This is a genomic window from Leucobacter komagatae (genome assembly GCF_006716085.1).
GTDB classification, from domain to species: Bacteria; Actinomycetota; Actinomycetes; order Actinomycetales; family Microbacteriaceae; genus Leucobacter; species Leucobacter komagatae.
Map to the genome: position 1 here is coordinate 1,767,489 of NZ_VFON01000001.1, position 19,014 is coordinate 1,786,502.

The following is a 19,014-nucleotide window of genomic DNA, read 5'->3' on the forward strand; positions in this document are numbered from 1 at the left end:
CACAGGCAGGAATGGGAACCCCCACCGGCACAGCCGGGCTTACCGGCCAGGCACCCGATCACGACCCCTCGCTGACTCCGAAGCGCACGACGCGCCTCTGGGTCCGCTCACTGCTCGCGTTCGTGGCGATGCTGCTCTTTCTCGCTTCGCTCATCGAGCTCGTTGCCGCGTTCGTAGCCGACGGCCACGCATCGGTCCCGTTTGGCGTCGCAGGGGCTTGCGTCGCCGTCGCGATCGTCATCACACTCGCAATGACTCGGGAACGCTCGGCGTAGCCCGCGCGCCCACGCAGAGGGGCCTGGGCCGGCAAACAACCGGCCCAGGCCCCTCACGTATTCGGGCTACTCGTCGTCGCCGTCTTCGTCGTCGTCCTCACCATCGAGGCGCGCCTCGAGTGCGGCGATCTCAGCGCGCACCGCGTCGACGACCTCGGGCTCGTCTTCCCAGAGCTCGAGGAACTCCGAGTCTTCCTCAACCATCTCGGTCATGAGCTCGATGCCGCGCTCAAGGTGGTCGTCGAGGCGCTCAAGGTCGCCTGGCCAGACCGTGCTGTGGCCGAGAACGGCGAGCAGGTAGCCCGCGGCCCGGATCCTGTCGTAGTCGTCGTCGTGTTCGAAAGCGCTGCTGATGTGCGCGTCAATGTCGATGCCCTCGAACACCTCGGCAAACCAGTCGGCCGCCCCGTCGTTGTGCCACGGCGCACTGCCCCAAGCCCCCATGAGTTTCGCCTCTCGCTCAGCCCGGCGGTTCCGAGCACTCTCGCCCATTCTTTCGCACACCGGGCGGCGGGCACGACCCCCGCGCGGTGACCAGTGCGAGAAATCTCGGTATCCCCAAAGCGCGCGTGGGCCCGGGCACGCGAAGCGCCCGGGCCCACGCCGCAACGCCAGCTACCGCAGCTGGCCCGCGCGCTTCACCGTGTAGATCGGGATCACGGCGAGGAAGAACACGCCGAGAATCTGCACCCAGGCCGACGCATCCCAGCTGAGCTCTGGCATGACCTCGAAGTTCTGCCCATACCAGTTGATGAGCGTCGTGCCCGGGATGAGAATGGCCCAGAGCACCGTGAAGATCTTCACGATGTTCAGGTCACTCGTCGAGATCTGCTGGGAGACGCCCTGGGATAGGAACCTGTGGCGATCCACCATGAACTCGACCCGCCGCGTGAGCGCTTCGCCCTGCTGAATGAGCGCGTCGATCTCCTGGCGCGGCATGACATCGCTGGCGGAGATGCTCTCGCGGCGCAGCAGCCGCGCGAGCTGCGTGAGTGACGCGACCGAGGCGGCGACGTACGACAGCGCGTGGTCGATGTCAACGAGAAGCTCGCTGACCCGCGGCAGGTCGCTCACGGCCATGCTGCGGGACGACTCGGCGCTCGCGGCCGCCGCCATCGGCGCACGAACCGTATTGATGTCGGCCTCCATGTACTCGAGCGCGGAAACGCTCGAGAGCAGCCCCGCCTGCGCGATGGCGAACCAGGCCTCGTGAGGCCTCCCCTCGACGGCCCCGGCCCACTGCAGCCGCGCTTCGACGTCTTGCAGCAGCGGAACGCCCTTCCCCGGCTCGACCGTGACGAGCTGCTCGGGCAGCGCGACAACCGCGAACTCGTAGACCTGCGCGGATCCCCCCGCGGCCACGACGAAGCTCACCTGGAGCCTGCGCCCGCGCTGTTCACCGTCGCCGCCGAGCCTGTTGAGGAGCACCCGATCCGCCGTCGCGAAGTCCTCTGACGTGTCGACGAACACCCGCGTCCAGGTGTCGCGCGTGACGCTCCGAACGCTCACCGCAGCCACCCCTTCCGCTTGATGTAGGCGAGCGGCACGAGCGCGAAGAGCGCCGTCGTGCCCATGACGAACCATTCGCCCCACGGCAGCGCGAGCTCCGGCATGTTTGCGAAGTTCTGGCCGTAGTACGCTGCGATGAGCGTCGGCGGGGTGAAGACGGCCGTCACGACCGTGAACACCTTGATGATCTGGTTCTGCTTCAGGTCGAGCGTCGTCATCAGCGACTGCTGGATGTTGCGCACCTTCGCGTGCTGGAAGCGCGCGTGGCGGCGGCCACCCTGAATGTCCGAGAGGGCCGTCGAGTAGTCGAGCGTAAGATCTCCCCCGCTTCGCCGAACCCAGCGGGCCGCGCGCTCGAGCATCAGCTGCCCCTGGACGGTTCGGGCGATGAGCTCCTCCGCTCCCCCGAGCAGGATCGCCGTCTGCGCGATATCCGCGACGCCGACCTGGCGGCCCTCCATTTTGAAGCCGCCACTGCTGTCAACCGCCTGATCGGCGAGGTTAGTCAGCACCTGGGAAATCTGCGCGACCGTTTCTTGCATCGCGTCGTTCAGCTCCTCCAAGATCACGATCAGCGCGTCGCGGCTCTCGGGGACCTCCCCAGTCGCGCCGAAGCGGTTCTGGGCGCGACGCAGGGCCTCGATCGGGTGATCCGGTTCGACGGTAATGAGCAGGTCACTGGTAAAGGCGATGAGGATCTGAGCCGATGAGAACGATGCGCCCTCAGCGGCCTCGGGCTCACGGTCGGGCAGAGGAAGGTCGAGCGGCAACAGCACGAAACCGTGCTCCTCGACCGCGTGCTTGATCGGCCGGCCCAGCGCGAGGCCGTACTGCCGGAAGATAGCGTCAAGCATGACCCGGTCCGAGGCTCGGACCCGGAGCCATCCCTGCCGCGGAAGCTGCTGCGCATCGAGCTGCGCACTCATGACGGTGTTCTCTTGCATATTCAAACTTTCGATGTGCGATCACCCGCAACGTGGGGCGACCTGGAAGACTGCGGGATGGCCTACCCCAGGGTGAGGCCGAACAGGTGGAGCCCGGCGAAGCACGCGATCAGGCCCGCGTAGAGCACGACGACGGCCCAGATGATCTCGCGCTCAATCTTCGAGCTGCCCTGCTTCTCGGCACCGGGCTGGGCGGGGCGCTGGTCGGCGGAAATGTCGCCGGCGAGGTGGTGCACGTCGATCCGTGAACTCCAGGCGACGGGCTTCGCCGTCTCGGTCGCGCGGGAATCGGTGAGGGTGTTGTTGGACATGTCAGTTCCTTCGATAGTGGTCTGGGTGATGCGTGGTGCCTAGCGCAGCCAGCCGCGCTGGCGAACGTAGACGAGCGGGGCGAGCGCGAAGATGAAGCTCAGCACGATGATCATCGGCTCCGCGTACTGCCAGGCGAGGATGGGCATGTTCTCGAAGTTCATGCTGTAGTACGTCGACAGCAACATGACGGGCAGGAACACCGCGGTGACGACGGAGAACACCTTGATGATCTGGTTCTGCTTCACGTTCAGCGCCAGGTTGTTTGTCTGCTGCAGGAGGCGAACCCTGTCGTGCACGAAGTCAATGTGCGGCTCAATTGCCTCGATGTCGTCGATGAGGCGCGCAAGGTCGCCCCGCGCTTCGACCCCGAGGCCCCAGAGCTTCGCCCTGAGATGGCGCGCCGCCTCCGCGAGCGCGAGCTGGCTCTCCATGCAGTGCGAGAGAAGCGACTCCATGTCGGCGAGCTCCTGCTGGGTGTAGGTGACGTCTGAGACACCGAACTCACGCGATTTCTTCGCCTCAAGGCTCTGGAGAATCGCGCTCGTCTCCATCATCATCCGCTCCGTGCCGAGGCTCATCGCGCTCACCAGTTCGTCGGTGGTGTCGGCGATCGCCTGCAGAATGCTGCCCACGATATCCACCGCGCTGTCGTCCTCACGCCCGTCACGCGCCATGCGTGCGAGCGCCAGGTCGAGCGCCTCGGCCGAGCCGCCCGGCTCGATCGTGACAACGAGATCGGCGCTCACCGCGATCATCACGCGGGTCATGCTGAAGGAGCTGCCCGCCGTCGCGACGTACGAGACGGGTACGTAGCTGAATCCGTTCTCCGCACTGAACGATGCGGCACTCGCGTGCTCGACGTCCACCCCGTATTCGTCCCGCAGCGCGGCGTAGGTTTGCCGGTCTGCGCCTCGGATCCGCAGCCAGCGGCCCCCGAGAAGCGACTCCTCGCCCCCTGCGAGGGTCGCCGTTCCGTGCTCTGTGTTCATGTGTTTCACTTTCTCTGTGGGTGCGGCGGTGCCGCCCGTTCCGGCTGCGCCCGAGCTCTACTCGTTCTCTTTGTAGAAGCTGCCGTGCGTGCCCGACGTCGATGAGGTCTTCGTCTCGAGCCCGTAGTTGAAGACATGCAGGCACGCGGTCACTCCGAGCATGATGATGCTGCTGACAAGCACCATGCGGGTCGTGAAGCGCTCGTACCGTGTCGGGCGCCGCTTGGCGGCCCGGTTCGGGTTGGGCTCGCTGAAGAACTGGCTCCGCCACCGGACGGGGCCGCCCGCGGGCATCACCTCAGTGTGGGAGGTGGACACCGCCACGCCCTGCTGTGCCTGCAGTGCTTGCTGTGCCAGCTGTGCCTGCTGTGTCGCGGGCACGGGTGGGGTCTGGGTTGTCGGCTCGACGAGTGCTGTGCGCATACCGGTTATTCCTCTCAGGGCACACCAAATAAGCCCTTGGGCTTGGGAAGCGCGCTTCCATGTCAGAGCTTCGGCATTGCGTGACGTAGTCGCAGTGCAGCCGCTTTGGGCACCCCCTTAAGCCGAGGGCGCCTGTCTTAACCTTGGGCATCTCTCGATGTCGTCAGATCAGTGGCCTATGTTCACGCAAGAGCCTCACCGAACGAAGCGCGTTGCCAGCCTAACAACATTCAACGACTTGCGCAACTAAGCACTTGGGCAAGTGTTGGGCGCCGCGGGACTGGTGCCCGGCGGCCCTGGCCCACCAGCGCCCGACCTGCCCGGCCCGACCCACCAGCGCCCGGCGCGCCCCGACAGCGCCCAATTCACCCGCTTTGAACCGTTTCACCCAGAAAAGACACGCATTTTCCGGGTGAATCCGCGCGAAGTGGGTACATCGGCTGCTCGAGCGGCAGTAGAGCCCCGATCGAATTGGCTCAGGTAGCGTCGCGCTTCCCGGGAGCCGCAGGCATCGCCAGGCGGACCATCGTATCTGCGAGCCGAGCCGACGATTGTTCGACGAGCAGTGCAAGAATCAGCAGCAGCCGCGCTTTCGTCGGGGCGAGGTCTCCGGCGAGAATCTCCCATCCTCGCTTGGCGACAGTGCTCCCTGCTCCGGTGCGGGAGACGCACACCACCGGGAGCCCCTCTTGCGCGGCCCGCCCCGCCGCCGCGGCGAGCCCATTCGAAATAGACCCAAATCCCATGCCTGCGATCACTAGCCCCCGCACCCCCGCGTTGACATACGCTTCGACTGCTTCGCCCCCACCGCCCGGATATGAGATGAGGATCTCGACCCTGGGCGGCTCATCTCCCGCAACACGATCTGCGAGGTCGACGAGAGGCTTGGCAGGATCCCCCGGCGGGCGGAGGACGTGGCGGTGCAGTACGACCGAGCCACCGAAAACGTAGCCGATGGGCCCCGAAACCGGGCTTTCGAAAGGGTCCGGAAGCGTCGAATGGCGTTTCACGACGTCGCGCGCGGCATGCAGTAGATCTCCAAACACGACGACAACACCCTGCCCGGCGGTAACACCGCTCGCTGCGACTCTGATCGCCGCCAAGAGGTTCGCGGGTCCGTCCGTACCGTGCACGAGACGGGTCGGCGGTGCCGGCCGCTCAGGATCCCGAACGGCGAACGGCCGCATCGATCCAGTGACGATGACCGGGCGGTCAGCTGGGACAGTGAGGTCGAGCCAGTAGGCGATCTCCTCGAGCGCATCGCTTCCGCTCGTCACCACGACCGCGTCGGCCGTGGTGAGGGCATCGTTCACAGCGTGCGACACCCGCACCAGGTCTGCGATACCGAGCGCGCTCGACCCGCTCGCGAGCACCTGCTCGCCGTCAAGTTCGGCGACGTTCAGCAGCTCGGGGCGGAGATACTCGAGCAGTTCATCAACGTGAAACCCCGGGGCTCCGTACGTAATCAAGTCGTCTGGCACGAGCGTTGAACTCGCGATGGTCCCGCCCAACCCGATGACGGCCACGTGCGGCAGCCTGGATAGCCTCGTCACTCGCCTGCTCCGTTTCTCAGTCTGATGGCCGCCGCCAGCAGCCGTTCAATTGCATCGATATTAGGCGACGCCGCCAGCCGCAGGGCTGCGTCATAATGCGCGTCGCTAAGACCGGAGAGCGAGGTGAACTTGCGGCGCTTCTCCCACGGCGCGAACGGCTCGCTCACCGCCCCGCGAGCGACTTCGCGTTGGCGGTCGAGTTTCCGGCCGTTGGTCAGGGTGAGTTCGACCCGGTGCGGGGTGCGCCCCTGGTCGAGCATGATTCGCTCAGCCTTCTCCGACCATGTGCGAACCGAGATCCTGTCGAGCAGTGGATGTGTGCGCCGCTCGCGCACCGTCGCCGGCTCGAAGTCTGCCATCGAGACTGTGCCGCTCTCGAGCGCCGATATGAGCGCGTACTGCATCGAGAACCTCGCCTGGGTCGGGTTCTCGGGATGGGTGTACGGAAGGTTTGCGGCGTTCGGCCGCAGCACGGTCACCACGATCTCGGCGACGTCGGCAGCGGCGAAGCTGTGCTCGCGGAGCAGGTCGAGCACCGCGTCGATTGCGAGGTGCGTCGACCCGCAACAAGGGTAGAGCTTCGGGAAGAGCCCGGGTTGTTCGATCGCATGCGCGACGGAGGTGTCGATCGGTGCCGTCGGCCAGTCCGCGTGTGGGGCTCCATAGAGGGCCGCGAATCCGCGCTCGCCTTCGAGGACGTCCGAGCGCCCGGCAACCCCGGCCTGGGCAAAGAGCGCAGCCTCGACCGAGCTGCGCGCGGCGAACCCGGCATGAACGGGCTTCACCGGGGTGCCGAATTGCCACTTCAGGCCACTCGCCGTACTCACCGCGACGCTCATTGCAGCGACAATCCGTGTGGCGTCGAGTCCGAGCAGGTGCGCTACCGCAGCGGCACCCCCAATCTGCCCGATCGTTGATGTCGCGTGCCAGCCCGCGGTGTAGTGCTTTGCGGCGATCTCTCGCCCGATCTCGCGCTGCACCTGGAGCCCGACGAGGTACGAGTCCAGCAGCGCCGCACCGTCGGCGCCCGCCTGCCGCGCGGCGGCGAGCAGGGCGGGCACAAGGACGGCGCTGGCGTGAGTCGCGGCGCCGATGAAGTTGTCGTCAAGGTCGAGCGCGTGTGCGGCCGTGCCGTTGATGAGAGCGGCCGAGCTCGGCGCCCGCATCGCGCCGTCGACGCACATGGCAGATTCCCGCGGATCTGCGTGCGACGCGACCGCAATCGCGCCGAGCGTCGACACGTCCGAGGCGCCCGCGACCATGCAGGCGAGCGTGTCGACAAAGGCGTCGGTCGCCGCCGCACGCCGCGCTGCTGTGACCGGGGGGTTCGACGTCACCCATTCGGCGATTCGTTCCAACGCCGTCATGCCGCCCCCTCGGCCCCGCCCCCGAGCGAGCGCCATCCCCTGGCAAGCCAACCAGCCGCGAGAGCCGCAAGCGCGGCGGCCTGATCGTCGAGAACAGAGTCATCAAACAAGACTCGAGGCGAGTGGTTCGGTGCTGCTGCGCTCAACTCGACCCCGTCGGGAGACGCGCCGAGCATGAAGATCGTGCTCGGCACGAGTTCGGCCACGTAGGCGAAGTCTTCCGACCCCATGATCGGTTGTGGGAGCTCGGCGACCCGTTCGTTGCCCAGCAGCCCGGCGAGCTCGGCGACAGCCCAGTCAGTCGCGGCTTCGTCGTTGACGGTGACCGGATAGTCGACGTGCAGCGACACTTCCGCGGTCATACCGTGAGCGCGAGCCAGACCCTCAAGTTCCTCAACGAGACCGGATCCTACGCGCGCGAGCGTTCGCGCCGAGAAGTTACGCACCGTGGCCGCCACTTCGACGCTCTCTGGGATGACGTTGATCGCTTCGCCCGCCCGAATGACGGTCGGCGTGATGATCGCGGGGTCGAAGGGGTCGAGCCGCCGCGCCGTGAATGACTGCATGATGCCGACTGCCTCGGCGGCAACCGGTATCGGGTTTCGGGCGGTGTGCGGCTGAGAGCCGTGCCCGCCCTGGCCAACGATCTTGACTCGCAGTTCATTGCTCCCCGCGAGCGTCGGGCCAGAGCGCGTGAGAAACGTACCGCGCGGCCCCGGGCTCACGTGCACGGCGAAGGCCGCCCCTACCCTGGCGCCCGCGGCGTCGAGCACGCCCTCAGCGAGCATGATTCGCGCACCACCGAGACGCTCCTCGCCCGGCTGAAACATGAAGACGACGTCGCCCTCGAGCTCGGTGCGCCGGGCCGAGAGCAGTCGCGCAGCCCCGACGAGGCCCGCCATATGCAGGTCGTGGCCGCAGGCGTGCATCGCGCCCGGGCGTTGCGAAGCGTACTCGAGCCCGGCGGGCTCGGCGACGGGCAGAGCGTCCATGTCTGCGCGGAGAAGTACGGAGCGCCCTGTCGGTTTGCCCCGAAGCACCCCAACAATGGAGCTCAGCTGTTCAGAGAAACTAAGCTCAATGCCGAGCGGAGCGAGCTCGCGCTCGATTCGATCGCGGGTGTCGGGCAGATGCAGCCCGACTTCCGGGTGCCTGTGCAGTTCGCGTCTCAGGTGCTGCAGGGGTGTGGGCGATGTCACTGCTGCGCCTCCTGTCCAACGAGCCGCGTGCGCTTGGCGAACGCGGCAACGGACTGGGGAGCGATGATCGCCATCACGATGGCGATCACGGCTCCGACGCCGAGGAAAAGGAATGCCGACGTGTAGCCGTAGCTGTCGAGCAGGATCCCCATGGCGAGCGGCGCGACGATGCCCGCGAGCTGGCCACCGAAGTTCACGATGGAGAACGCGCTTCCCGAGAGCTGCGTCGACAGTGCCTTGAGCGGCACTGACACGACTGGAACGTTGCAAAGACCGCAGCCGAAGATCGCGATGCACTCGAAGATGATGAACATCGTCAGCGACTCCGAGGAGGCCATGAGGATGATCGCGACGAGGCTCACGGCCATTGCCGGAGCAACGATCTTCGCGCTCGCGCCACCGAGCTTGTCGGTGAGGCGTCCGCCAACGTAAATGCCGATCGCGATGCACAGCGCGGGCAGAGCTAGCAACAGGCTTGAGCTGCCCACGTCGATACCACGGACCTGCTGCAGATACGACGGCATCCAGGTCACGACGCCCCAGGTGATGAGGTTGCTGCCGAAGTACATTGCGGCAAAGATCATCATGGTCGGGTTCCGAACGAGCGCGCGGACCTGGCGCCACTGCTCTGCCCGTGCCGCCGCGCTCTCAGCGGACGGCTTGGGGACTTCGATGTTCAGCTTCGGGAGCAGGAAGAGGAGGAAGAAACTGAGCACTCCGAGACCCGCCATCGCAATGAACGTGCCCCGCCATCCGAGCAGTACGACCACGGGCGGAATCACGAGGTAGCCGACGAGGGACCCGATGCCGTTCGAGGCCGAGACGATGCCCTGCGCCGTCATCCGCTGATTCGGTGTGGTGCGCTCCGCGAGGATCTTCGCCGCGGCGCTCGGGAACGGGGCCTGCGCGGCGCCGAACAGCACACGAATGGTAAACAGCACCCCGAAGCTACTGACGAGGCCTGACAGGGCGGTGAAAACCGACCAGGTGAGCATCGCAACGCCTGCGATCGGGCGACCCCCGAACCTATCAGTGAGCATGCCGCCCGGGACCTGCGCGAACGCGTAGGCGAAGAAGAACCCGGAGGCGAGCAGGCCGAGTTGGGTGTTGTTGAGTTCGAGGTCTGCGCCGATGAGCGGTAGCACGATCGTGATCACGAGCCGGTCGATGTAGTCCACGATCCACGCGGCAAACAGGATCGCGACTGTGAACTTCACGGAACGCGGCAGCGGCGCACGCTTTTCCTTGACCGGCGCGTCCGTGCGCTGGGCTGTGTCCTCTGACATGTTTTCTCCTTCGAAAATGTTGCGGTTTCCGCACGAGGGTGTTGAGCAGAACACAGCATAGAAACCGTCCGAAGGCATGGAGCGCATCGCAGGATTTATGCATATTATGGAGCAATGTCGCCAGAAAACTCCCTCGATGACCTTGATCTGCGACTTATCCACGCCGTAAAGCTCGCACCGCGCGCCGCATGGAGCGCACTCGCGCCCGTCATTGGGGTTGACGCCGCGACTCTCGCGAGGCGCTGGGCAAAGCTCACCGAACGCGGGCAGGTGTACGTGACCGGCTACGGCACCCTCGGAACACCCTTCACCGTCGCCGTCGCCGAGGTACAGTGCAAACCGGGCCGAGCTCATGAGGTAGCGAGACAGCTCGCACAGGATAGCGAGGCCCTGACTATTAATCTCACCGCCGGCGCTCGCGACATTCTTGTCACCGTGGCCGCGCCAGACCTCGAGGCGCTCTCGATGTATGTGCTTCGTGACATGGGCGGGCTCGAAGATGCGACGTCGGTGCGCACTACCGTTGTGACGTCAATGATGACCGACGCTCGCCCGTGGACACCGCGAGCACTCTCTCCCGCAGAGCAGGCCAGGGTAGCCGCGCTACAGCCCGCTATACCCGTGAACGCGCGGCGCCAGCCGCTGGACGTCGAGCGCGCAGTGATCGCTCAGCTGAACCACGACGGTAGGGCACCGATTGCGACGATCGCGCGGCGTACCGGTTTCAGCCAGAAGCGCGTGCACGACGCGATCGCAGGGCTCCAGAGTGCAGGGCTGCTCTCGGTCAGAGTTGATGTCGCACGCACGCTGACTGCCTGGCCGCACTATGTCTGGTACTCGTTCCGGGTGCCTGCGGAACGCGCGACCGCGGTCGCGGAGGCCCTCACCAATGTGGAGGAGGTACGTTCCGTGCTGCTCACGCTTGGCGAGAGCAACATCATGATCTCGGCGTGGCTGCGCACGCTCGCCGACGCACAGCGGTTCGAGGTGATGGTGTCGACGCGCATACCGGACTTAGTGGTGATCGACCGCTCCCTCGTGATCGGCTCGGTCAAGCACTACGGGCACATCCTCACCGGGACCGGATTCGCAACGGGACAGACAATCGCTCACCGGCTTCCAGAGCCACTGGACGGCTAAAGCCAAACGGACCACGAGGCCCGTGTTGTGCCCTGGAGAGGAATCGAACCTCCGACACCTTCTTTAGGAGAGAAGTGCTCTATCCACTGAGCTACCAAGGCGGGAAGCGCCACAGGGCGCCAAGCAACGAGTCTAGCGCACCGAGCCGCCGCGCCGGAAAACCCGCACGCCGAAAAAACCAAGCGCCGCCAAACCAAGCCCTAGAAAACCGAAGCCCCAAAAATGCAGAAAGGGCGCGGCACGGAAGCCACGCCCTTACTCGCAAACGAGCAATTAGCTCATGCGCACAACCTGAGTCGGCAAGCCAGCGTAGGTGCTGAGGCCAGCGACGACGGTGGTACCGCCGGTCCAGCCACCGTGGACGGCCTGGCCGCCACCGATGTAGACAGCAACGTGGGGAGCACCGGGCCACATGAGGAGGTCACCGGGTGCGAGCGCCGTGGTGCCGTGCACGTAGTCAACCGAAGCACCGTAGCGGAAGAAGTCGCTTACGCCGTGGTCGTACCCGCCCTGGTCGCGGCGCTCGGTCAGGCCGATCGCTGCGAGCGCGTTCTGCGCGAGGTCGGTGCAGTCCTGCGAAACGCCGACCTGTGCGAGGGCAGCTGCGACGAGGCCGCTTGCGCCCGAACCAGCCGGAACCTCAGCTGCAGCGGGGGTAGCCGATGCGCCCGAGGTGGTCTTGGTGTCCTTGTTAGCCGCAAGCTCAGCAGCGCGCTTCTCAGCCTCTGCTACGAGCTTCTCGCGCTGCTCCTGCTCGGCGACGGTCGTGTCGACCTCAAGCGGGATGTCGTCGATCTTGGTGAGCGCGGGGCCAGCGGTGACCTTAATCGTCTGCGATTCGGCGACTGCTGCGACGGGCTCTTCTTTGTCGTTGAACGCGTAGGCCGGCAGCGCAAGCGTGCCGAACATGGCGAAAGTGAAAACGGCGGCGCCGCCCACTCGTGCGATCTTCTTGACCTTCGCCTTGGACGAAGCTGCGGGTGCGGTCGCAGCTACGACCTCAGTGCTGGGCTGTGAATTCACGAAATATCTACCTTACGTTGGTGCTTAATGGCGGTCAGCTTGTGACCGTTGAAGCCAAGACTTGACCAAGCCTAACCGAACATCACGAAATTGTCACGCTTGGATTACGAAGCCAAAACAGGGCTCAAATCACGCCCTGTTCGAGCATGGCCTGAGCCACCGTCACGAAGCCCGCCGAGTTGGCGCCGAGCACGTAGTCGCCCGGCTTGCCGTAGCGCTCGGAGGCCGAGTAGCAGAGCTCGTGCACGTCGCGCATGATCTCGTGCAGCCGGTTCTCGCTCTTGTCGAAGTCCCAGCGCGAGCGGGCGGCGTTCTGGCTCATCTCGAGGGCAGACGTTGCAACGCCACCGGCGTTTGCCGCCTTGCCCGGCGCGAAGAGCACGCCGGCACCCTGCAGCAGCTCAATGGCTTCAGGAGTGGTGGGCATGTTCGCGCCCTCTGCGACGGCGCGAACGCCGTTCTTCAAGAGGGCGCGGGCAGCGCTCTCCCCCAGCTCGTTCTGGGTAGCGCACGGGAACGCGAGTTCGCCCCGCACGTCCCAGACGCTGCCGCCCTCGACGTAGTGCGCGCCGGGCCGCCGTTCAGCGTACTCGGAGATTCGCGCCCGCTCGTTCTCCTTCACCTGCTTGAGCAGCTCGACGTCAATGCCGGCTTCGTCGACGATGTAGCCGCTCGAGTCAGAGGCCGTCACTGCGCGACCGCCAAGCTGCTGAATCTTCTCGATGACGTAGATCGCGACGTTACCCGATCCCGATACGATTGCGCGGCGGCCAGCGACCCCGTCACCTGAGCGCGCGAGCATTTCCTCCGCGAAGAACACGGCGCCGTAGCCCGTAGCCTCGGTGCGCACCTCTGCGCCGCCCCAGCCCTTGCCCTTACCGGTGAGCACGCCCGATTCGTAGCGGTGCGTCAGGCGGCGGTACTGGCCGAAGAGGTAGCCGATCTCGCGCGCACCAACACCGATATCACCCGCGGGAACGTCGGTGTGCTCGCCGATGTAGTGCACGAGCTCGGTCATGTAGGCCTGGCAGAACCGCATGACCTCTGCGTCACTCTTGCCTGCCGGGTCGAAGTCTGAACCGCCCTTGCCGCCGCCGATGCGCTGCGATGTGAGCGCGTTCTTGAAGACCTGCTCAAACCCGAGGAACTTCACGACGGAGAGGTTGACGCTCGGGTGGAACCGCAACCCGCCCTTGTAGGGGCCGAGCGCCGCGTTGAACTGCACGCGGTACCCGCGGTTGACCTGCACCTTGCCCGCGTCGTCTACCCAGGGCACGCGGAAGGCGAGCTGCCGCTCGGGCTCGACGAGGCGTTCAAGAATGCCGCTCTCAATGTATTCGGGGTGCTCGTTGAGCACGGGACCCAGGGTTTCGAGCACCTCACGGACGGCCTGGAGAAACTCTGGCTCTCCGGCGTTCCGACCCTCGACAGCTTCTAGAACAGCGCTAAGGTGCGCCTCCGACGTTGGAAGTGACAATGCTGTCTCCTCGGGGTATCAGCTCCATGGTTCATGGGCTCGCCAAATAAGGCGATATCGAACGCCTACGAAACGCCATGTACGTAGGCGCCGCCTCATCTATGAGACGAAAATGTGTGCCGCCACCTCCACGGGAATGTCGATGGCCTCACTGTTCCCTTCCACCTCAACGCGCACGAAGTCGCCTGTGCGGGTGAAAGAAGCTTTGTTGCCGGGCAGCACGCTCGCCGCAGAGAGCTGCGCCAGCAGCTCCGGCTCGTACTGCGCGGGCTCTGCGAGGCGGCGGATCGTCGCCTCGGTCGGGTTGTGCGGTTCGGCGAGCCAGTCGAGCAGGCTCAGTTCGCTCACGCTTGCGGCGGGAGCCGGGGTCGCACCCAACTCCTCAAGCCCGGGAATGCGGTTGCCGTATGGCGACACCGTCGGCCGGTCGAGGATGCCGAGCAGCTTCCGCTCGACCTGCTCACTCATCACGTGCTCCCAGCGGCATGCCTCTTCGTGCACGAACTCCCACTCGAGCCCAATGACGTCGGCGAGCAGCCGCTCCGCGAGGCGGTGCTTCCGCATGACGCGGATCGCGCGGGCGTGCCCCTCCTCGGTGAACGCCAGCTGGCGATCGTCAGTAACGACGACGAGCCCGAGGCGCTCCATGCGAGCTACCGTCTGCGATACCGTCGGCCCCGAGTGCCCCAGGCGCTCGGAAATCCGCGCGCGCAGCGGAACGATACCTTCTTCCTCGAGTTCGAGAATTGTTCGAAGGTACATCTCGGTAGTGTCAATCAGATCCGTCAATGTATATACCCCACCAGCCGTCTGCGTAGCCCCAGCTTACGACATCTTTCTGCTGGGCTCACGCAACAGTTCGGCCACGGGTGCGCAGTATTCGGCCAACGGAATGGGCGCACGGCCCCGTAAATGCCAACCTGGCGCGCGTTAGTCCATAGAATTAGGGCATGCCCGCGATTGAACTTCCCTCCTCACTCATTCCCGCAGACGGTCGTTTCGGTTGCGGACCGTCGAAGGTGCGCGACGAACAGCTCGCCTTCCTCGCAAGCCTGCAGTCGACCGTCATCGGTACCTCGCACCGCCAGGCGCCGGTGAAGAACCTCGTCGGTTCGCTGCGCGAGGGCCTCGCGTCGATGTTTCGCGCGCCCGAGGGCTACGAGATCCTGCTCGCGAACGGTGGGGCAACGACGTTCTGGGACTCGGCGGTTCACTCGCTGATCTCACGTCGCAGCCAGCACCTCACCTTCGGTGAGTTCGGCGCGAAGTTTGGCGCAGCCGCGGCGGCTGCCCCGTTCCTTGAGGAGCCGATCATCCGCAAGGCAGACGCGGGCTCGCGCTCGGAGCTGCTCGTCCAGGCCGGCGTTGACGTCTACGCTTACCCGCACAACGAGACCTCGACCGGTGTCATGGCCGAGGTTCGGCGGGCGGCAGGCCCCGACATGGATCCCGGTGCCCTCACCGTCGTCGATGCGACCAGCGCGGCTGGCGGCATCGATTTCGACGCGGCAGAGACCGACGTCTACTACTTCTCCCCGCAGAAGAACTTCGCCTCAGACGGGGGCCTGTGGTTCGCGCTCGTCTCCCCCGCCGCAATCGCGCGCATCGAGCAGCAGACCAACGGCGACCGCTACATCCCCGAGACGCTGAACCTTGCGGGCGCGCTCTCGAACTCGCGCCTGAACCAGACGCTCAACACCCCGGCGCTTGCGACGCTCGCCCTCATGGACGAGCAGGTGCGTTGGATCAACGAGAACGGCGGATTGACCTGGGCTTCGGCGCGCACCGCCGAGTCGTCGGGCGTGCTCTACGAGTGGGCCGAGCAGTCCGAGGTTGCGACGCCGTTCGTGACCGACCCCGCCCACCGCTCGCAGGTCGTCGCGACCATCGACTTCGACGATTCGATCGACGCCTCGGCGATCTCGAAGGCGCTCCGCGAGAACGGAATCGTCGACACCGAGCCCTACCGAAAGCTCGGCCGTAACCAGCTGCGCATCGCGACGTTCACGGCGATCGAGCCCGACGACGTGCGCACGCTGACCGGCGCGATCGACTACATCCTCGAGCGCCTCTAGCCGGCCCCGCCGCGCTGGATGCCCTCCCGCGACACACGAAAGCCCCCGCCGAGGCGGGGGCTTTCGTGCTGTGTGGCCGGGCGGCCCGAGAAGCGGGCGAGAGCCCGCCGATCGGCTACTCGGCGGCTGCGGCCGACGCGGCATCAGCCGCGCGAAGCTTCGACACCTCGTAGAGTGCTACCGACGCGGCGATGCCAGCGTTCAGCGACTCGGTGACCGCAGATATCGGGATCGACACGATAGCGTCGCACGTCTCACTGACGAGGCGGGACAGGCCCTTGCCCTCGCTGCCGACGACGATCACGAGCGGGCGGCCCGCGAGGTCGAGGCCCGGGAGGCTAACGTCACCGTCGCCGTCGAGGCCGACGACGAAGAGCCCCTGCTTCTTCAGCTCTTTCAGCGTCTGCGTGAGGTTCGATGCGCGCGCGACGGGGATGCGCGCCGCGGCGCCTGCCGAGGTCTTCCACGAGGCCGAGTTCAGGCTCGCAGTGCGACGCTGCGGCACGATGACGCCCTGGCCGCCGAACGCGCCGACGGAGCGGATGATCGCGCCGAGGTTGCGGGGGTCAGTCACGCCGTCGAGCGCAACGAACAGCGGGGTCTCGTCGCGGTCAAACACCTCTTCGAGGAGGTCCATCGGGTGCGCGTACTCCATCGGCGGGACCTTGAGCACCACGCCCTGGTGGACGGTGTCGCGGTCGGTCATCCGGTCGAGCTCTTGGCGCATCACTTCGAGCACGGCCACGCCGCGGTTCGTAGCGATGCGCATGATCTCGCGCATCCGGTCATCCATCTCAACGCGCGCTGCGATGTACAGTGTGGTTGCCGGGATCTTCGTGCGCAGCGCTTCAAGCACGGCGTTGCGGCCGGTGACGAGCTCAGACTCGTCGGCCTTGCGCTTACTCTGCCCCTGGCCTCCGCCTGCCCCGGCGCCACCGCGCTGGTGGCGCGCCTTCGCGGCCTCGTAGCGCTCGCGAGCGGCCTTCGCCTTCGCGGCGGGGTGGTACTCGCGATCGACTGCCTTAGGCGTGGGGCCGCGGCCCTCGAGCGCCTGGCGGCCCTGGCCGCCAGATCCGACGCCCTTGCCGAGCCCCTTCTTGCGTACGGCGCCTGTGCGCCCCTTCTTATTGGTCATGCGTGGCTCCAGCGGGTTCCGGTCGGACTGTCTTCAAGGATGATTCCGGCCCCGGCAAGACGATCCCTGATCGCGTCGCTGGTGGCGAAGTCTTTGTTCGCGCGCGCTTCGGCACGCTGTTCGATGAGGCCAACTACGAGCGCGTCGAGCGCCGTGTCGGCAGCGGCGTTCCCAGAAGCCGCGCCCCACAGACTATCGCGTGGATCGAGTCCAAGCACATCGAGCATCGCGACGACCTCGATCGCGCGGTGCAGCAGGGTGTCGCCGTCGCCAGCGTCGATCGCCGAATTTCCGGCGCGAACCGCCTCGTGAAGCGCCGCGAGCGCCTGCGGGATGGCGAAGTCGTCGAGCATCGCCGCGGTGAACTCGGCGGGGAGCGATTCGGTCGTCGCGGCGCCCCCGAGCGGCGCCAGGTAGAGCTCCGCGGCGGCCTCGCCGGCGGCCCGATCCTCAGCGGCCCCGACGATGTACTCTTCGGCGCGCTCGAGGAAGCCCTCGATACGGTCGAACGCCGCGGCCGCCTCGGCGAGCGAGCCCGCCGAGTACTCGAGCGTCGAACGGTAGTGCGCGGCTCCCAGGAAATAGCGGAGCACGACCGGGCGGGCCTGCGCGAGCAGGTCTGCAGCGAAGAGCGAGTTGCCGAGCGACTTCGACATCTTCTGGCCGCCCGTATGCACGAGGCCGTTGTGCACCCAGTGGTTCGCGAAGCCCTGACCCGCGGCGCGCGACTGCGCGAGCTCGTTCTCGTGGTGCGGGAAGCGCAGGTCGAGCCCGCCGCCGTGGATGTCGAAGGCGTCGCCGAGGTAGCGCTGAGCCATCGCCGAGCACTCGATGTGCCAGCCGGGCCGGCCATCGCCCCAGGGGGACGGCCACGACGCGGTCGCGGGCTCGGTATCCCGGTGCGCTTTCCACAGCGCGAAGTCTCGCGGATCTCGCTTGCCAACGGGCTCGGAGTCGGCCGCGTCCTCCATCTGGTCGCGCCGCTGCCGCGTGAGGGAGCCGTAAGCCGCCCAGCTGCCCGTATCGAAGTAGACGCTCGCCGAACCATCGTTTGCCTGGTAGGCGTGCCCACGCTCAATGAGTTCGCCGATGAGCGCGACCATCTCGCGGATATTCGCGGTCGCCCGCGGCTCGTAGGTCGGCGCGAGCACGCCGAGCGCATCGTACGCCGCCGTGAACTCGCGCTCGACGCGGTAGGCGAGCGCCCACCACTCCTCGGTGCCGCCCGACTCCTGAGCCGCGCGAGCGTTGTCGAGAATCTTGTCGTCGATGTCCGTGACGTTCCGAATCAGGGTGACGTCGTGACCTGTCGCACGGAACCACCTGCGCATCTGGTCGTACACGAGCACGCTGCGCAGGTGGCCGATGTGCGGCGCCGACTGCACGGTGGGCCCACAAACGTACATGCCAACCTTGCCCGCCTGCTGCGGAACGAAGTCAACAATTGCCTGCTTGTGCGTGTCGTAGATGCGTTGTGTCACGCTCCAAGCCTACCGTTTGCCGCCCCGGTGGCCGGGGAATGTTTCAGCCGTCCAGCTGCTACGAGAGGTCGTTCGAGATCTCACCCGAGAAGAAGAACTGCATCTGCTTCGCGACGCCGACAGCGTGGTCGCCGAAGCGCTCGTGGTAGCGGCTAGCGAGCGTCGCGTCGACGAGGCCGAGCGCGTCGGCGTTCACCTTGTCGCTGAGCATCTTCGAGAAGACCTTCGCGTGAAGCTTGTCAAGGTCGTCTTCGAGGTCACGGATCTCAAGGATCGTCGCGGGATCCTGCTCGCGCAGCAACCGAACGACGGCCTCGGCCATCTCAACGTCGAGCGCGCCCATGCGGGTGAAGACCTTGCGCAGGCCCTTCGGGATCGCACTGTCCGGGTACCGGTAGCGCGCGAGCTCCGCGATGTGCTCTGCGAGGTCAGACATGCGCTCGAGCTCGGAGCTCATGCGCAGCGACGCGACGACGAGACGCAGGTCGGAGGCGACGGGCGACTGGCGGAGCAGAATGTCGAACGCGAGCTCATCGAGCGCGAGCGCGAGCGCGTTGACCTCCTCCGACCGCTCGATGACATTCTCGGCAAGCTCGGCATCCGAATCGCCAAAGGCTGTCGTTGCCTCGCCGATCGAAGCCTCGACGAGCTCCGCCATAACTGCGAGTCGCTCTTGCAACTCGCTCAGCGACTGCTGAAATACTGCGCGCATGATGTCCTTTCGTGGGCAATCTCTTGCGTTCTTACTTTCGCTTCTCACGGTGAACTGTCCGTCACCGCAAGGTAAACAGTGGGCGAACTCTTCACTACCCGGTGCGCGGATGGT

General features: G+C 66.1%; 19 protein-coding genes, 1 tRNA gene and 1 riboswitch. Of the genes, 3 read left to right on the plus strand and 17 right to left on the minus strand.

Features of this window, described 5'->3' with window-relative positions; translation table 11 throughout:
* Positions 1–11: 11 nt before the first annotated feature.
* Positions 12–275, plus strand: coding sequence for a hypothetical protein (locus FB468_RS08100; RefSeq protein ID WP_141886889.1), 264 nt, complete (start codon positions 12–14; stop codon positions 273–275).
* Between the two features lie 66 nt (positions 276–341).
* Here the strand turns inward: FB468_RS08100 and FB468_RS08105 are convergent, their stop codons facing one another.
* The 10 genes from FB468_RS08105 to FB468_RS08150 all read right to left on the minus strand — a co-directional run bounded on the left by FB468_RS08105 (position 342) and on the right by FB468_RS08150 (position 9,857).
* Positions 342–719 (minus strand): DUF4259 domain-containing protein, encoded by a 378-nt coding sequence (locus FB468_RS08105; RefSeq protein WP_141886890.1) that lies wholly within the window; start codon positions 717–719, stop codon positions 342–344.
* A 171-nt stretch (positions 720–890) separates the two neighbouring features.
* Positions 891–1,784 (minus strand): CorA family divalent cation transporter, encoded by an 894-nt coding sequence (locus FB468_RS08110; RefSeq protein ID WP_170219668.1) that lies wholly within the window; start codon positions 1,782–1,784, stop codon positions 891–893.
* Positions 1,781–2,728 (minus strand): CorA family divalent cation transporter, encoded by a 948-nt coding sequence (locus FB468_RS08115; protein ID WP_141886892.1) that lies wholly within the window; start codon positions 2,726–2,728, stop codon positions 1,781–1,783. The genes FB468_RS08110 and FB468_RS08115 overlap by 4 nt, the downstream gene beginning before the upstream one ends.
* Before the next feature lie 62 nt (positions 2,729–2,790).
* Positions 2,791–3,039 carry a hypothetical protein gene (locus tag FB468_RS08120; protein ID WP_141886893.1) on the minus strand — a complete coding sequence of 83 codons (249 nt, stop codon included), beginning with the start codon at positions 3,037–3,039 and terminating at the stop codon, positions 2,791–2,793.
* A gap of 39 nt (positions 3,040–3,078) precedes the next feature.
* Positions 3,079–4,029, minus strand: coding sequence for a CorA family divalent cation transporter (locus tag FB468_RS08125; RefSeq protein ID WP_141886894.1), 951 nt, complete (start codon positions 4,027–4,029; stop codon positions 3,079–3,081).
* 57 nt (positions 4,030–4,086) lie between these two features.
* The gene (locus FB468_RS08130) at positions 4,087–4,452 is read right to left on the minus strand and encodes a hypothetical protein (protein WP_141886895.1); all 366 of its coding nucleotides are present in this window, start codon (positions 4,450–4,452) and stop codon (positions 4,087–4,089) included.
* A 48-nt stretch (positions 4,453–4,500) separates the two neighbouring features.
* Positions 4,501–4,666, minus strand: a riboswitch (M-box (ykoK) riboswitch).
* A gap of 262 nt (positions 4,667–4,928) precedes the next feature.
* Complete coding sequence (locus FB468_RS08135) at positions 4,929–6,005, minus strand: asparaginase (protein ID WP_141886896.1); 1,077 nt, start codon at positions 6,003–6,005, stop codon at positions 4,929–4,931.
* Positions 6,002–7,372, minus strand: a complete 1,371-nt coding sequence (locus FB468_RS08140; protein ID WP_170219669.1) for an MmgE/PrpD family protein — start codon at positions 7,370–7,372, stop codon at positions 6,002–6,004. Before FB468_RS08140 ends, FB468_RS08135 begins: the two co-directional genes overlap by 4 nt.
* Positions 7,369–8,571, minus strand: a complete 1,203-nt coding sequence (locus FB468_RS08145) for a M20 metallopeptidase family protein (RefSeq protein WP_141886898.1) — start codon at positions 8,569–8,571, stop codon at positions 7,369–7,371. Before FB468_RS08145 ends, FB468_RS08140 begins: the two co-directional genes overlap by 4 nt.
* The gene (locus FB468_RS08150; protein WP_170219670.1) at positions 8,568–9,857 is read right to left on the minus strand and encodes an MFS transporter; all 1,290 of its coding nucleotides are present in this window, start codon (positions 9,855–9,857) and stop codon (positions 8,568–8,570) included. Before FB468_RS08150 ends, FB468_RS08145 begins: the two co-directional genes overlap by 4 nt.
* 114 nt (positions 9,858–9,971) lie before the next feature.
* Between FB468_RS08150 and FB468_RS08155 the strand changes: the two genes are divergently transcribed.
* The gene (locus FB468_RS08155; protein WP_141886900.1) at positions 9,972–10,997 is read left to right on the plus strand and encodes an Lrp/AsnC family transcriptional regulator; all 1,026 of its coding nucleotides are present in this window, start codon (positions 9,972–9,974) and stop codon (positions 10,995–10,997) included.
* 28 nt (positions 10,998–11,025) lie between these two features.
* Here FB468_RS08155 and FB468_RS08160 read toward each other — a convergent pair.
* The 4 genes from FB468_RS08160 to FB468_RS08175 form a co-directional block, all read right to left on the minus strand.
* Positions 11,026–11,098 (minus strand) — tRNA-Arg (locus FB468_RS08160).
* Between the two features lie 172 nt (positions 11,099–11,270).
* Positions 11,271–12,020 carry an NlpC/P60 family protein gene (locus FB468_RS08165; RefSeq protein WP_141886901.1) on the minus strand — a complete coding sequence of 250 codons (750 nt, stop codon included), beginning with the start codon at positions 12,018–12,020 and terminating at the stop codon, positions 11,271–11,273.
* A gap of 124 nt (positions 12,021–12,144) precedes the next feature.
* Entirely contained in the window at positions 12,145–13,497 is a 1,353-nt protein-coding gene (gene gdhA, locus FB468_RS08170; RefSeq protein WP_141886902.1) for an NADP-specific glutamate dehydrogenase, read from the minus strand.
* Between the two features lie 99 nt (positions 13,498–13,596).
* Positions 13,597–14,286: an iron-dependent transcriptional repressor DtxR gene (locus FB468_RS08175; protein WP_141886903.1), complete on the minus strand. Its 690-nt coding sequence runs from the start codon at positions 14,284–14,286 to the stop codon at positions 13,597–13,599.
* A gap of 161 nt (positions 14,287–14,447) precedes the next feature.
* Between FB468_RS08175 and serC the strand changes: the two genes are divergently transcribed.
* A complete protein-coding gene (gene serC, locus FB468_RS08180; protein ID WP_141886904.1) occupies positions 14,448–15,572 on the plus strand; it encodes a phosphoserine transaminase in 1,125 nt (374 codons plus the stop codon).
* A gap of 115 nt (positions 15,573–15,687) precedes the next feature.
* On the opposite strand, the gene rlmB is transcribed toward serC, so the two are convergent.
* From rlmB to phoU, 3 genes are read right to left on the minus strand one after another with little or no spacing between them, the layout of a single operon-like run.
* On the minus strand, positions 15,688–16,707 hold the full coding sequence (gene rlmB / locus FB468_RS08185) for a 23S rRNA (guanosine(2251)-2'-O)-methyltransferase RlmB (protein ID WP_141886905.1): 1,020 nt from the start codon (positions 16,705–16,707) through the stop codon (positions 15,688–15,690).
* A complete protein-coding gene (gene cysS / locus FB468_RS08190; protein WP_141886906.1) occupies positions 16,704–18,188 on the minus strand; it encodes a cysteine--tRNA ligase in 1,485 nt (494 codons plus the stop codon). The genes rlmB and cysS overlap by 4 nt, the downstream gene beginning before the upstream one ends.
* A 58-nt stretch (positions 18,189–18,246) precedes the next feature.
* Positions 18,247–18,900, minus strand: coding sequence for a phosphate signaling complex protein PhoU (gene phoU, locus FB468_RS08195; RefSeq protein WP_141886907.1), 654 nt, complete (start codon positions 18,898–18,900; stop codon positions 18,247–18,249).
* Positions 18,901–19,014: the final 114 nt, after the last annotated feature.

What these genes read in the sequence shown, in the direction of transcription:
- FB468_RS08100 (WP_141886889.1), top strand. Translation starts at nt 12, where the DNA reads ATGGGAACCCCCACCGGCACAGCCGGGCTTACCGGCCAGGCACCCGAT.
- FB468_RS08105 (WP_141886890.1), bottom strand. Translation starts at nt 719, where the DNA reads ATGGGGGCTTGGGGCAGTGCGCCGTGGCACAACGACGGGGCGGCCGAC.
- FB468_RS08115 (WP_141886892.1), bottom strand. Translation starts at nt 2,728, where the DNA reads ATGCAAGAGAACACCGTCATGAGTGCGCAGCTCGATGCGCAGCAGCTT.
- FB468_RS08120 (WP_141886893.1), bottom strand. Translation starts at nt 3,039, where the DNA reads ATGTCCAACAACACCCTCACCGATTCCCGCGCGACCGAGACGGCGAAG.
- FB468_RS08125 (WP_141886894.1), bottom strand. Translation starts at nt 4,029, where the DNA reads ATGAACACAGAGCACGGAACGGCGACCCTCGCAGGGGGCGAGGAGTCG.
- FB468_RS08130 (WP_141886895.1), bottom strand. Translation starts at nt 4,452, where the DNA reads ATGCGCACAGCACTCGTCGAGCCGACAACCCAGACCCCACCCGTGCCC.
- FB468_RS08140 (WP_170219669.1), bottom strand. Translation starts at nt 7,372, where the DNA reads ATGACGGCGTTGGAACGAATCGCCGAATGGGTGACGTCGAACCCCCCG.
- FB468_RS08150 (WP_170219670.1), bottom strand. Translation starts at nt 9,857, where the DNA reads ATGTCAGAGGACACAGCCCAGCGCACGGACGCGCCGGTCAAGGAAAAG.
- FB468_RS08155 (WP_141886900.1), top strand. Translation starts at nt 9,972, where the DNA reads ATGTCGCCAGAAAACTCCCTCGATGACCTTGATCTGCGACTTATCCAC.
- serC (WP_141886904.1), top strand. Translation starts at nt 14,448, where the DNA reads ATGCCCGCGATTGAACTTCCCTCCTCACTCATTCCCGCAGACGGTCGT.
- rlmB (WP_141886905.1), bottom strand. Translation starts at nt 16,707, where the DNA reads ATGACCAATAAGAAGGGGCGCACAGGCGCCGTACGCAAGAAGGGGCTC.
- phoU (WP_141886907.1), bottom strand. Translation starts at nt 18,900, where the DNA reads ATGCGCGCAGTATTTCAGCAGTCGCTGAGCGAGTTGCAAGAGCGACTC.